Source organism: Pantoea anthophila (genome assembly GCF_006494375.1).
Classification (GTDB): Bacteria; Pseudomonadota; Gammaproteobacteria; order Enterobacterales; family Enterobacteriaceae; genus Pantoea; species Pantoea anthophila.
The window spans coordinates 26,726-40,260 of record NZ_VHIZ01000024.1 but is presented as its reverse complement, the minus strand read 5'-3'; the positions used below and the strand labels follow the sequence as shown (position 1 = coordinate 40,260).

Annotated in this window: 12 protein-coding genes; 9 read left to right on the top strand and 3 right to left on the bottom strand. The window is 59.7% G+C overall.

Annotated elements, in window-relative coordinates:
* Positions 1-136 precede the first annotated feature (136 nt).
* Positions 137-2,668, bottom strand: a complete 2,532-nt coding sequence (gene mrcB / locus FJW00_RS04290; RefSeq protein ID WP_140923142.1) for a bifunctional glycosyl transferase/transpeptidase — start codon at positions 2,666-2,668, stop codon at positions 137-139.
* Positions 2,669-2,766: 98 nt separating this feature from the next.
* Positions 2,767-5,250 carry an ATP-dependent helicase HrpB gene (gene hrpB, locus FJW00_RS04285; protein WP_140923141.1) on the bottom strand — a complete coding sequence of 828 codons (2,484 nt, stop codon included), beginning with the start codon at positions 5,248-5,250 and terminating at the stop codon, positions 2,767-2,769.
* Positions 5,251-5,286: 36 nt separating this feature from the next.
* Here hrpB and thpR point away from each other — a divergent pair, with 36 nt between their 5' ends.
* From thpR to panD, 9 genes are all read left to right on the top strand, one after another.
* Positions 5,287-5,844 carry an RNA 2',3'-cyclic phosphodiesterase gene (thpR, locus tag FJW00_RS04280; protein WP_009092036.1) on the top strand — a complete coding sequence of 186 codons (558 nt, stop codon included), beginning with the start codon at positions 5,287-5,289 and terminating at the stop codon, positions 5,842-5,844.
* Positions 5,822-6,526, top strand: a complete 705-nt coding sequence (sfsA, locus tag FJW00_RS04275; RefSeq protein ID WP_140923140.1) for a DNA/RNA nuclease SfsA — start codon at positions 5,822-5,824, stop codon at positions 6,524-6,526. The genes thpR and sfsA overlap by 23 nt, the downstream gene beginning before the upstream one ends.
* 247 nt (positions 6,527-6,773) lie before the next feature.
* The gene (gene dksA, locus FJW00_RS04270) at positions 6,774-7,229 is read left to right on the top strand and encodes an RNA polymerase-binding protein DksA (protein WP_008925615.1); all 456 of its coding nucleotides are present in this window, start codon (positions 6,774-6,776) and stop codon (positions 7,227-7,229) included.
* Between the two features lie 73 nt (positions 7,230-7,302).
* Positions 7,303-8,181 carry a tRNA glutamyl-Q(34) synthetase GluQRS gene (gene gluQRS / locus FJW00_RS04265; protein ID WP_009092040.1) on the top strand — a complete coding sequence of 293 codons (879 nt, stop codon included), beginning with the start codon at positions 7,303-7,305 and terminating at the stop codon, positions 8,179-8,181.
* Positions 8,182-8,269: 88 nt separating this feature from the next.
* Entirely contained in the window at positions 8,270-9,688 is a 1,419-nt protein-coding gene (pcnB, locus tag FJW00_RS04260; RefSeq protein ID WP_208971008.1) for a polynucleotide adenylyltransferase PcnB, read from the top strand.
* Entirely contained in the window at positions 9,685-10,170 is a 486-nt protein-coding gene (gene folK, locus FJW00_RS04255; protein WP_009092044.1) for a 2-amino-4-hydroxy-6-hydroxymethyldihydropteridine diphosphokinase, read from the top strand. Before pcnB ends, folK begins: the two co-directional genes overlap by 4 nt.
* An 83-nt stretch (positions 10,171-10,253) precedes the next feature.
* On the top strand, positions 10,254-11,048 hold the full coding sequence (gene panB / locus FJW00_RS04250; RefSeq protein WP_009092046.1) for a 3-methyl-2-oxobutanoate hydroxymethyltransferase: 795 nt from the start codon (positions 10,254-10,256) through the stop codon (positions 11,046-11,048).
* 15 nt (positions 11,049-11,063) lie between these two features.
* Positions 11,064-11,918, top strand: a complete 855-nt coding sequence (gene panC, locus FJW00_RS04245) for a pantoate--beta-alanine ligase (RefSeq protein ID WP_046101244.1) — start codon at positions 11,064-11,066, stop codon at positions 11,916-11,918.
* Between the two features lie 47 nt (positions 11,919-11,965).
* Positions 11,966-12,346: an aspartate 1-decarboxylase gene (panD, locus tag FJW00_RS04240; protein ID WP_009092050.1), complete on the top strand. Its 381-nt coding sequence runs from the start codon at positions 11,966-11,968 to the stop codon at positions 12,344-12,346.
* A gap of 54 nt (positions 12,347-12,400) precedes the next feature.
* Here the strand turns inward: panD and FJW00_RS04235 are convergent, their stop codons facing one another.
* A complete protein-coding gene (locus tag FJW00_RS04235) occupies positions 12,401-13,414 on the bottom strand; it encodes an acyltransferase family protein (protein WP_046101243.1) in 1,014 nt (337 codons plus the stop codon).
* Positions 13,415-13,535 lie beyond the last annotated feature (121 nt).

Genomic DNA, 13,535 nt, shown 5'->3' with positions numbered 1-13,535 from the left:
TTAGATAATATGCGAACTGCAGCGGGCACTGCAAGAACAAATCCCAGCGTTGACGCCGTTTGCGGGGCGATTGAAGAGTAATAAAAGACCACAAAAAAAGGGCGCCGAAGCGCCCTTTTTAACCCATCTGGCCGATTTATTTGCCAAACATATCTTTTATCCACCCTGCTACGCCGTCGCTCTCTTTCTGCTCCTGCGGTTGCTGGGTCGGCTGCTGCTGTTGCTGCTGTTGCTGCTGCTGATCGAACAGCTGTTGCTGCTGCTGAACCTGTTGCTGCTGTTGCTGACACAGCGCATTCGGATCCAGCGCCCAGACCGGCAGCGCGCGCCAGGTGCTGCTGCCCGTGCCGCAGACAAAGTTACCGGCAGAGTCGATGTTCATCAGCGAGACATCTTCCGGCGGCGTCAGCTGCAGCGGCATCGGCGCCTGATTATCGAGGTAGCGACGGTAGATCTGCATCGCACCGCTGGCACCGTAGAGTTTGGTCGGCTGGTTGTTGTCGCGTCCCACCCAGGTGATTGCCACTTCTTTGCCATCAATACCGGCAAACCAGCTGTCGATCAGATCGTTGGTGGTCCCGGTTTTCCCGGCCAGATGCGCATTCGGGAAACGCGCGCCCAGCGCACGGGCGGTGCCGTGATCGGCGACCTGCTGCAGGGTATAGAGCGTCAGATAGGCGGCCTGAGCCGGTTCCACGCGCTGCGCCTGCGGATAGCTCTGATAGAGCACGCTGCCATCTTCGGCGATCACCGACCGCACCGCCGACAGCTCAGCGCGGTTACCGCCGCTGGCAATCGACTGGAACGCCTGCGCCACTTCAACCGGCGTCAGGTTCAGTGCACCCAGCAGCATGGCAGGCACCGGATTGAGCTGATCCTTCGCCACGCCCAGCTTAGTCCAGGTGTCCACCACCGCATCCAGCCCCAGCGTCATACCGAGGTTCACCGTCGGCACGTTCATGGAGTTGGTGAGCGCATCCACCAGCATCACTTTGCCGCTGAAGCGACGATCGTCGTTCATCGGTTTCCAGAGGCTGCCGTTGGGCTGCTTCAGCGCAATCGGCTCATCGGCGATCCAGCTGTTGAGACGGTAGCTGTTAGGCTGGCTCAGCGCGGTCAGATAGGTCGCCGGCTTCGCCAGTGAGCCAATCGAACGGCGCGCCTGCAGCGCACGGTTGTAACCGGCGTACTGCGGATCGGCACCGCCGACCATGGCGCGCACTTCGCCACTGAAACGGTCAACCACCACCATCGCCGTTTCCAGATCCTTCAGGCCGCGCTGTTTTTTCAGCGTCGGAATCCCGTCAACCACCGCTTTTTCCGCCGCATCCTGCGACACCGGGTCCAGCGTGGTGAAGATTTTCACCCCGGAGAGATCTTTGATCTTATCGCCCAGTTTCGCCTGCAGTTCGTTACGCACCATCTGCATAAAGGCAGGCTGTGGCGTGATCACGCCCCCTTTCGGCTGCACGCCCAGCGGACGCGCCGACAGCATGTCATACAGCTCCTGATCGATCACCTTCTGCTGCTGCAGCAGGCGCAGCACCAGGTTGCGTCGCTCCAGCGCCAGTTTCGGGTTGCGCCAGGGGTTGTAGAGCGAGGCACCTTTTACCATGCCGACCAGCATCGCCTGCTGATCCAGACTCAGCTCATCGACCGGACGGCCAAAGTAGTAGAGGCTCGCCAGCGGGAAACCGCGGATCTGATCGCTGCCCGCCTGGCCGAGATAGACTTCGTTCAGGTAGAGCTCCAGGATGCGATCTTTGCTGTAGCGCGCATCCATGATCACCGCCATATAGGCTTCACGCGCTTTTCGCCACAGCGAACGCTCATTGGTGAGGAACAGGTTCTTCACCAGCTGCTGCGTCAGCGTACTGCCGCCCTGCACCGCTTTGCCGGCGGTGATGTTCGCCAGGAAGGCACGGCCAATCGAGTAAGGGCTGATGCCGTCATGCTCATAGAAATGGCGATCTTCGGTGGCAATCAGCGTATCGACCAGCAGATCCGGGAATCCGGCGCGGGGCACGAAGAGTCGCTGTTCGCCATTTGGCGACTGCAGCATGGTAATCAGCCGGGGATCGAGGCGGAAGAAGCCAAAATCGCGACCGGTTTCGAGGTTTTTAATCTCGCTCAGCTCATCCTTGCTGAAGCTCATGCGTGCATGGATCTGCCCCTCTTTACTGTCGGGGAAATCAAACGGACGACGCAGCAGCTCGATCGTGTTGCCCTTCACCGAAAACTCGCCGGGACGGGTAATGCGCGACACTTCGCGATACTGGGTGCCTTCCAACAGGGCGACCATTTCACTTTTGTTGTAGGCCATGCCCGGTTCCAGGCTGACCATGCGGCCATAGACGGTGGCGGGCAGTTGCCACACTTTACCGTCGATACGGCTGCGAATTTCCGAGTCGAGGTAGATGCCCCACGCGGCCATAACCACCACAAACACCAGGAACAGTTTAATTATCCATCCCAGCCAACGGCGTTTGCCGCGCGGCGGTTTTCCACCTTTACCTTTACGTGGCACCGGCGCTTCCTCCTCGTCATCATTAAAATCGTCCTGGTCGATATCCTGATCGATATCCCTGCGTCGTCCCCGCCCCGCACTGCTGCGCGGCGGCAACGCTTTACCTTTGCGCCCTATTGGTTCGCGATCGTTCCCAGACATTACTTTTCTTCTCCAGGCAGTGCTTACGGCAGCGCCGCTACTCTAACTGCTTTCTCGCATAACGCATGGCAGAACCCTCTGAATTCGATCCAGTGGACTCAACCCTGCGGGGACATTTTTTTGGTTCGCCTTGTTGGCAAGGCGGTAGCCGGATCGTCGGGCCAGAGGTGTTTCGGATAACGTCCCTTCATCTCTTTCCTGACCTCCGGCCAGGCACCGCGCCAGAACGCCGCCAGATCGCGGGTGATCTGCAACGGCCGCTGGGCGGGTGATAACAGCTCCAGCACCAGCGGAATGCGGCCTTCCGCTACGGTGGGGTTCTGCGCTTCACCAAACATCTCCTGAATCCGTACCGCCAGCGCGGGCGGCTTCTCCGCATCGTAGCGAATCGGCAGCCGGCTTCCGGTCGGCACAGTGTAATGAGTTGGCAGCGCACTATCCAGCCGCTGACGTTGTGACCATGTGAGTAAATGTAAGAGCGCGGAGGTCAGGTTTACCGCCTGCAGGCTGCGGAGATCGCGCACCGTGGTCATCTGCGGCGGCAGCCACACCGGCAGACGCTCAAGCAGTGCCGCATCATCGACGACAGGCCAGCCCTCTTCCGGCAGCCACTGCGCCGCACACTGGATACGCACCCGCAGCTGCTCTGCCTCTGGCGTCCAGCCGAGCACGGACAGCCCCTTGTCCGCAATCCAGCGCAGCATCGCCGCGTGCAGTACCGCCGGTTCCGGCTTTGCCATCGGCTGCGTCCGGAGTATCAGTGCGCCAATCTGCTCACGCTTCAGGGCGCGCAGCGTGCCCTTCTCTTCATCCCACTCAACCTCGGTGCGGCGCTCAACCAGGGCGGGCCGCTGCTGGCACAGCGCCTCAATGTCGACCGGCAGAGCCAGCAGCATCCGGGCATCCGGCGCGGCGCTGCTCTGTAACAGGGCAGGCGCGATCAGCCATTCATGACGCGTCAGGCCATCCTGCTCATCCAGCCTGGCCCCCAGCCCGTTGGCGAGCTGATAGCGGCCGCTCTGGTCGCGTCGCCGCGCCAGCCGATCGCCAAACCCCACCGCCAGCAAGCCGGCGAAACGATCCTCATCGACCCGTCCGCCTCGCACCTTCAGTCGCTGCTGCCACTGCTGCGCCCGTCGCTGCCACTGAGCCTGAGGCCGGTGCAGCGCATCGCGCAGATCGGCGCTGCCGCTGCGGGGTGGCTCTTCCAGAATCGCCACCAGCAGTGCGGCGCTGGCGACCGCATCCACCTCGTCGCCCGCCGCACAAAGCATCGCCGCCAGGCGCGGATCGCTGCCCAGCTGTGCCATGCGCCGCCCCAGGGTATTCAGCAGGCCATGGTCATCCAGTGCCCCCAGACGGGTTAACTGCTGCCGGGCCGCCGCCAGGTTTTTCGCCGGTGGCTGATCCAGCCACTGCAGCTGTTGCGGCTGGGTGCAGCCCCACTGCAGCAGATCCAGCCACAGCGAGGAGAGATCGCTGTTCATGATCTCCGGCTCGCTCTGCGCGGCCGCGCGGGCGGCCTGCTCCTGCGGCAGTAAATGCAGGCAGATCCCCGGCATCAGACGCCCGGCGCGGCCTGCACGCTGGATCATCGACGCCTGGCTGATGCGCTGGGTCTGCAGACGCGTCACGCCACTGCGGGCATCGAACAGGGCGCTGCGTTCCAGTGCGCTGTCGACCACCAGCCGGATCCCCTCAATGGTCAGACTGGTTTCGGCAATATTGGTGGCGAGCACCACTTTGCGGCGTCCGGCCGCGGCGGGCTGGATTGCCCGGCGCTGTGCCGCCAGCGGCAGCGCCCCGTAGAGCGGCGTCAGATCCACGTCGTCGCTGATGCGCGCTTCCAGTTCACGCTTCACCCGTTCGATCTCCGCCACGCCCGGCAGAAACAGCAGCAGCGAACCGCTCTCCTCCCGCAGCAGCTGGGCAACTTCACGCGCTACCGCCTCTTCGAAACGCACCGTCTGGTTCAGCGACGCATAGCGCCGCTCCACCGGAAAGCTGCGTCCTTCTGAGACGATCAGCGGGGCGTCGGGCAGCAGCGCCGCCAGCCGGGCATTGTCCAGCGTGGCGGACATCAGCAGGATTCTGAGGTCGTCGCGCAGCCCCTGCTGCACATCAAGCAGCAGCGCCAGCGCCAGATCGGCCTGCAGGCTGCGCTCGTGAAACTCATCCAGGATCACCAGCGACACGCCCTCCAGCATCGGGTCGTGCTGAAGCATGCGCGTCAGCATGCCTTCGGTCACCACTTCCAGTCGCGTCTCTGGTCCGACGCAGCTTTCGCCGCGCATCCTGAATCCTACCGTCGCCCCCGGCTGCTCGCCGAGCTGCTCCGCCAGCCGTTGCGCTACGTTGCGCGCCGCCAGCCGCCGTGGTTCCAGCATAATGATTCGCCCCGGCAGCGCCGCCTGCTGTAATAGCTGCAGCGGCAGCCAGGTCGATTTGCCCGCCCCCGTCGGTGCGGCCAGCAGGATTTGAGGGGCGTGGCTCAGCGCCGCCAGAATGTCAGGCAGCACCGCGCTGACCGGTAAATCGCTCACAGCAAACTCCGCTTCTGCCTGTGCTAAGATGGCGCGCATTGTAGCATCCATCCGTGATATTTGCCGGAGAGCGCCATGGCGACACAACGCTTATTTTTTGCCATCAGCCTGCCTGACGCGATGCAGCAACAGCTGGTGCGCTGGCGGGCCGACACCTTCCCTGCGGAGGCGGGCCAGCCGGTGGCCGCCGCCAGTCTGCACCTGACGCTGGCGTTTCTCGGCGAGGTCGCGCCGGAGACCTCCCAGCGCCTGCAGACGCTGGCATCGCGTATTGATCAGCCCGGCTTCGATCTCGAGCTGGATGATGCCGGACACTGGCCCCGCCCCGGCGTGGTCTGGCTCGGCTGCCAGCGCGCCCCACGCGGTCTGTTACAGCTCGCCAGCCTGCTGCGGGCCCAGGCCGCCCGGCACGGCTGCCACCAGAGCCCGCAGCCGTTTCATCCGCACATCACGCTGTTACGCCAGGCGACACAGCCCGTGGCGCTGCCGCCGCGCGGCTTTCACTGGCGTTTTCATGTCCCGGCGTTTTCGCTGTTTGCCTCGGAGTACAGCCGGGGCCGTACCCGTTATCGCACCCTGGCCAGCTGGCCGTTACGCTCTCAGGATCCCCATGCACTTCTCTCCTCCTCTTAAACCCGCCCGCCTGATCGCCCGCTACAAGCGCTTCCTGGCCGATGTCGTGACGCCCGAGGGCGAGCAGCTGACGATTCACTGCGCCAACACCGGCGCCATGACCGGCTGCGCCACCCCAGGCGATCAGGTCTGGTACTCCACCTCCGGCAGCCTGACGCGGAAATACCCGCACAGCTGGGAGCTGACCGAGACGCAGGCGGGAGAGTGGATCTGCGTCAATACGCTGCGCGCGAATCAACTGGTAGCCGAAGCGCTGGACCAGAACCGGATAGCGGAACTGACCGGTTATGCCCAGCGTCAGGCGGAAGTCAGATATGGCAGTGAAAAAAGCAGAATTGATTTCCTGCTCAGAGCAGAGGGCCGACGCAACTGCTATATTGAGGTGAAATCCGTAACCCTTTTACATGAAGGTAAAGGTTATTTTCCGGATGCGGTGACGATTCGAGGACAGAAACACCTGCGCGAACTGGCGACGGTTGCGGCAGAGGGTCATCGGGCCGTTTTGTTGTTTGCCGTTCTGCACTCGGGGATTGAGGACGTTTCCCCGGCACGCCACATTGATGCGGCGTATGCAGAACAACTGGCTCAGGCGCAGCGAGAGGGTGTAGAGGTTTTCGCGTATCAGGCAGACTTATCCGCGGCGGGAATAGTTCTTAAAACGCCGGTTAACGTAACCTTGTAATATCTTTTGCAATTTTATGTGGTAAGAATGCTCAGAATCGGGGACCAACTACGCTGTTCCTCACAGGCTTGTCAAGGTGTGTTCACGAAGAATTGCCAACCCTGACTGCTTCTGTTATTTATAGCGGCCTGTTTTTTTCCCCAATGGGGGATCGATGTACCCCGCAGATGTCAAATGCAGGCTGGCAGCAACGCCCCTGCGAGATGCAAGTCGAAGGGTATAGTGCGTGTTATCCAGGAGAAGCAACATGCAAGAAGGTCAAAACCGTAAAACATCGTCCCTGAGTATTCTCGCTATCGCCGGCGTCGAACCTTACCAGGTGAAACCGGGCGAAGAGTATATGAACGACGCGCAGCTGACCCATTTTCGCAAGATTCTGGAAGCCTGGCGTAATCAATTGCGGGACGAAGTCGATCGTACCGTATCGCACATGCAGGATGAAGCTGCTAACTTCCCGGACCCGGTAGACCGTGCCGCGCAGGAAGAGGAGTTCAGCCTGGAGCTGCGTAACCGCGATCGCGAACGTAAACTGATTAAAAAGATCGAGAAGACGCTGAAGAAAGTGGAAGATGACGACTTCGGCTATTGCGATTCCTGTGGCGTAGAGATCGGTATCCGCCGTCTCGAAGCGCGTCCTACCGCCGATCTCTGCATCGACTGTAAGACCTTAGCAGAAATTCGTGAGAAACAAATGGCCGGCTGATGCCGCGTCCAGCCTGTTGCCACGCAGCGGTACACCTGTTGTCCTGTCCGCTGCGTGGTCACTTCTGAAACCTATGTCATCCTCCTGTATCGGTCGCTTCGCCCCCTCTCCTTCTGGTGAACTCCATTTCGGCTCGCTGATTGCTGCGCTGGGCAGTTACCTGAGCGCGCGTGCGCAGAACGGGCTCTGGCGGGTGCGGATTGAAGATATCGACCCGCCACGCGAAGTGCCGGGGGCTGCAGATCGTATCCTGCATCAGCTGGCGCACTATGGACTGGAGTGGGATGGTGAGGTGCTGTGGCAGTCGCAGCGTCATGAAGCCTACCGGGAGGCGCTGGCCTGGCTGCAGCAGCATCGTCAGAGCTATTTCTGCACCTGCCCGCGGCGCCGCATTCAGGAGATTGGCGGTTTCTATGATGGCTACTGCCGCGATCGGCATCGCGGGCCGGAGAATGCTGCGCTGCGTTTACGTCAGCATGCCCCGGTTTTTGCCTTTGAGGATCGGCTGCGCGGTCACGTTGAGGCGGACAGGGGGCTGGCAGAGGAAGATTTTATTATTCACCGGCGCGACGGGCTGTTTGCCTATAACCTGGCGGTGGTGGTTGACGATCACTTTCAGGGGATTACTGAAGTGGTGCGCGGCGCCGATCTCATTGAGCCGACCGTGCGGCAGATTGCGCTTTATCAGCAGTTCGGCTGGGCGGTGCCCGCCTGGCTGCACCTGCCGCTGGCGCTTAATCACGACGGTAATAAGCTGTCGAAGCAGAATCATGCGCCGTCGCTGCCGGATGGCGACGCCCGGCCGCTGTTAGTGGCGGCGTTGCGCTTTCTCGGACAGCCTGTTTCACCCGGCTGGCAGGACTTAACGCAGGACAAACTGCTGTCTGATGCGGTGTCGCAGTGGAATATCGCTTTGATGCCGCAGGAGAACGCCCTGAAACCGGATGCATAGACAACAGCATTCTCAAACGGTTCTCAACAGGCTATGATTAGCCGCTGATTTTACCTACACCCTTTTTATGCCACTGTCGAGGTGTCCCATTTTTACCCGAGTAGCTAATTTTTGCCGGAAAGTCCTGAAGCGTGATGAAGAGGAAGCCCCAGCAGAGGTTGAACCAGAGCGTCTTATGACCATCATCCCTCGTGAAAGCCATACCATCTCACGTAAAGACATCAGCGAAAATGCCCTCAAAGTGCTCTATCGCCTCAATAAAGCCGGTTATGAAGCCTATCTGGTAGGCGGTGGCGTGCGCGATTTGCTACTGGGGCAAAAACCGAAAGATTTCGACGTGACGACCAACGCCACACCTGAGCAGATGCGCAAGCTGTTCCGCAACTGCCGTCTGGTCGGTCGCCGTTTCCGTCTGGCACACGTGATGTTTGGCCCGGAAGTGATCGAAGTTGCCACCTTCCGTGGACATCATCAGGCGGAAGAGATGGCTGAGGATCGCAACAGTTCGCAGCGCGCCCAGAGCGGCATGCTGCTGCGCGACAACATTTTCGGTTCGATTGAAGATGATGCTCAGCGCCGCGATCTCACCATCAACAGCCTCTACTACAGCGTGGCGGATTTCACCGTGCGTGACTACGTGGGCGGCATCAGCGATCTGGAACAGGGCATCATCCGCCTGATTGGCGATCCGGAAACCCGTTACCGCGAAGACCCGGTCCGTATGCTGCGCGTGGCGCGCTTTGCTGCGAAGCTTAATATGCGCATTGCGCCGGAAACGGCAGAGCCGATCCCGCGTCTGGCCTCGCTGCTGCGTGATATTCCACCGGCTCGCCTGTTTGAAGAGTCGCTGAAGCTGCTTCAGGCGGGCTACGGCTACAGCACCTATCTGAAGCTCTGTGAATATCAGCTGTTCCAGCCGCTGTTCCCGACGCTGGCGCGCAACTTCACGGAAAACAGCGACAGCCACATGGAGCGCATGCTGGCGCAGGTGCTGAAAAACACTGATAACCGCATTCAGAATGATATGCGCGTGAATCCGGCGTTTCTGTTTGCCGCGATGTTCTGGTATCCGCAGCTGGAAGCGGCAGAGCGCATTGCGCAGGAAAGTGGCCTGACCTACTTTGAAGCCTTTGCGATGGCGATGAATGATACGCTGGATGAAGCCTGCCGTGCGCTGGCGATTCCGAAGCGCATCACCTCGCTGATCCGCGATATCTGGCTGCTGCAGCTACGCATGTCGCGCCGTCACGGTAAACGCGCCTGGAAACTGATGGAGCATCCGAAATTCCGCGCCGCTTACGATCTGCTGGCGCTGCGGGCGGAAGTAGAAAATAACCCGGAACTGCTGCGTCTGAGCCAGTGGTGGGGCGAATTCCAGGTCGCCGCGCCGCCGCAGCAGAAAAACATGCTGAACAACCTCGGCGACGATCCGGTGCCGCGCCATAAATCGCGTCGTCCGCGCCGCCGTTCTTCCGCGCCGCGTCGTGACAACCAGAACGCCTCATGACCCGGGTTTACCTGGCATTAGGCAGTAACCTGGCCGATCCGCTGCATCAGGTTGATGCAGCGCTTCGCGCCCTGGATGCGTTGCCGCAGACGCAGCGCATTGCCACCTCGCCCTTCTACCGCACGCCACCCTATGGCCCGCCTGATCAGCCCGACTTCCTGAATGCCGCCGTGGCGCTGGAGACCGATCTCAGCGCAGAAGCGCTGCTGGACCACACCCAGCGGATTGAGCAGGAGCATGGCCGGGTGCGTAAGGCGGAGCGCTGGGGACCGCGCACGCTGGATATCGATCTGATGCTGTTTGGCGAGGCGGTGATCAACAATGAACGCCTGACGGTGCCGCACTATGACCTGCTGAATCGGGCGTTTATGCTGGTGCCGCTGCTGGCGATTGCGCCGGATGTTCGCCTGCCGGATGGCCGTGCGCTCAGCACGATTCTGGCCACGCTCGACAGTAGCAGCATCACCCTGTGGCCGCGCTGAGCAGACAAACACAACTCTCTGATTCCGCTCTCTGACGCTATCCAGTAAACTGCGCCCATCAGAATTCCTGAGTTGAGAGCGCCATGAAACCCACCACGATTTCACATCTGCGTCAGGCGAAAGCCAGCGGTAAAAAATTCGCGACGCTGACCGCCTACGATTTCAGTTTTGCCCGCCTGTTTGCCGATGAAGGCATTCAGGTGCTGCTGGTTGGCGATTCGTTAGGTATGACGATTCAGGGGCATGACTCAACGCTGCCGGTGACGGTCAGCGACATCGCCTATCACACCGCCGCCGTGCGCCGTGGCGCGCCGCAGGCGCTGCTGCTCGCTGACCTGCCCTTCATGAGCTATGCCACGCCGGCACAGACCTTTGACAACGCTGCGCAGCTGATGCGCGCCGGAGCCAACATGGTCAAACTGGAAGGCGGCAGCTGGCTGGCTGAAACCGTCCGGATGCTGACCGAGCGGGCGGTGCCGGTGTGTGGTCACCTGGGGCTGACGCCGCAGTCGGTCAATATCTTTGGCGGTTATAAAGTCCAGGGGCGTGATGAAGCGGGAGCCGAGCAGCTGCTGGCCGACGCGCTGGCGCTGGAAGCCGCGGGCGCACAGCTGATGGTGCTGGAGTGCGTGCCGGTCTCGCTGGCCCAGCGGATCACCGCCGCCCTCACTATTCCGGTGATCGGCATTGGTGCCGGTAACGTCACCGATGGACAGATTCTGGTGATGCATGACGCCCTGGGCGTGACCGGCGGCCACATCCCTAAATTTGCCAAAAATTTCCTGGCGGAGAGCGGCGATGTTCGCGCGGCGATTCGCCACTATATCGCTGAAGTTGAAGCCGGTACCTACCCGGCGGCCGAGCACAGTTTCCAGTAATTCGGGAGAATCACCGTGTTGATCATTGAAACGCTGCTGATGCTGCGCCAGGAAGTCCGTCGCTGGCGTCAGCAGGGTAAACGTATTGCGCTGGTGCCGACCATGGGCAACCTGCATGAAGGGCATCTGACGCTGGTGGATGAGGCGCGGGCGCGCGGCGACATCGTGATTGTGTCGATCTTCGTGAATCCGATGCAGTTTGACCGGGCAGACGACCTGGCTCGCTATCCGCGCACGCTGCAGGAGGATTGCGAAAAGCTGAACCGCCATCAGGTGGATGTCGTCTTTGCCCCCTCACCGGCTGAAGTCTATCCGCAGGGCGCGCAGAATCAGACCTTTGTTGAGGTGCCGGTGCTCTCCTCTCTGCTGGAGGGCGCGACCCGTCCGGGCCATTTTCGCGGCGTGGCCACCATCGTCAGCAAACTCTTTAATCTGGTGCAGCCCGACATTGCCTGTTTCGGTGAAAAGGATTTTCAGCAGCTGGCTATCATTCGTAAGATGGTGGCCGATATGGGCTTCGACATTGAAATTGTCGGCGTGCCTACCGTACGGGCTGCGGATGGTCTGGCGCTGAGTTCGCGCAACGGCTACCTGACGGCCGATGAGCGTCAGCTGGCCCCGGTGCTGAGCCAGGTGATGCGTCAGATGGCGACGCGGCTGGAAAACGGCGAGCGCCATGTTGAAGAGATTATCGAGGCGGCCAGTGAGGCGCTGGTCGCGCAGGGATTGCGTCCTGATGGCCTGGCGATCTGCGATGCGGAAACGCTGCAGCCGCTGACGGTGGACAGTCAGCGCGCTGTCGTACTGATGGCCGCCTGGCTGGGCAATGCCCGCCTGATTGACAACCAAACCGTTGACCTGACGCTGTAAGCACACCCGCTACAGATTACTTTATTTCTCTGACAAGGTTTCTGGCTATGATTCGCACTGTTCTGCAAGGCAAATTACACCGCGTGAAAGTGACGCAGGCGGACCTCAATTACGAAGGTTCCTGCGCAATCGATCAGGATTTCCTGGATGCTTCCGGCATTCTGCAATATGAAGCGATCGATATTTATAACGTCACCAACGGTCAGCGTTTTTCCACCTATGCTATCGCGGCTGAGCGTGGCTCAAAAATCATTTCGGTAAATGGTGCGGCCGCCCGCTGCGCCTGCCAGGGCGATATTTTAATTATCTGCTCCTATGTGCAGGTTGAAGATGCGGAAGCGCGTCAGTGGCAGCCAAAGGTCGCCTATTTTGAGGGTGACAACCAGATGAAGCGTCTGGCAAAAGCGCTGCCGGTACAGATCGCCTGATAAAAAAGGGCCGCCCGTGATACGGCCGGCCCTTTTTCTTTGCGATTATTTCCGTTAAACCGGTTTGGCCGCCAGCGGCTTCGACGATTTTTTCATCGTAAAGAGGAAATTAAACCAGCCACGCTTTCTCATCAGGCAGAGCGTCCAGGGTAACGCCAGCGCCACCAGGAAAGCCGAAATAAACTTCAGATCGTTAACCCAGGCGGACGGGCTTTCAAATTTCACAATCTTGCTGAAGAACTGAATCGCCAGATAATGCGACAGGTAGAAGACGATAGAATTGACGCCGATATAATAAACCAGTTCAGACTTCAGCTTCAGCGCAATCCAGACAAAGAACGGAACCGACAGCAGTGCCAGCGGTGAGAGTAATGCCTGCGAATGACGATCCAGCACAAAAATATTCAGGCAGGAGAGCAGCGCAAAACTGGCCACCGAAATGAGCAGGGTCGGACCGTGCTGCACTTTCTCCGCGATATCCACCTGCTTTCTCACCACGTAATCGCCCAGATAGAAGAAAACAAACAGATAAAGGGATTTATTAATGTGGCTGTTATCGAAACTGGCAAACACGCCGTCCGGGTCAATGGCTGGCAATGCCCAGCTCAGCGCCATACAGATGCCGAACACGAGCAGGAACGGCAGATGGCGGGCAAAGATAATCACAATAAAGAAGATAAACAGCGAATGCAGGAACCAGGTCATATCGCCGCCACCGGTCAGGTGAGAGAGAATAATATTCATCGGCGATTGCGGCGTATTGGCCATTGAGCTGAACAGAATTTTCAGCCCGCCATAAACCGCCACCCAGACCACGAACGGATAGAGAATACTGCGCACCTTGTTATTAAAAAAAGGACCCAGGCCTTTTCTTAATCCGGCATCGACAAATAAGCCCGACACAAAAAACATCAGCCCCAGCCTTACCGGTGCCAGCATCTCATTTAGCAGGCTGCTGAAGGCGGTAAAATGACCGGCATTGTTATGAACAGCGATAGTACTGTGCAAAAAAATGATTGCGAGAATACTCAATCCCCGCAGATTGTCGATCCACGTTATACGATTCATCTTTTCCTGCCTTTGATTAAAAACTGGCCCTGAATGTGCGACCATTCTTCTTATTACAGACACTCCATTCCCGCCCTTTCGTCCCTGAGCAGAGGAATAACCTTATTCGGCGGTATTCTGA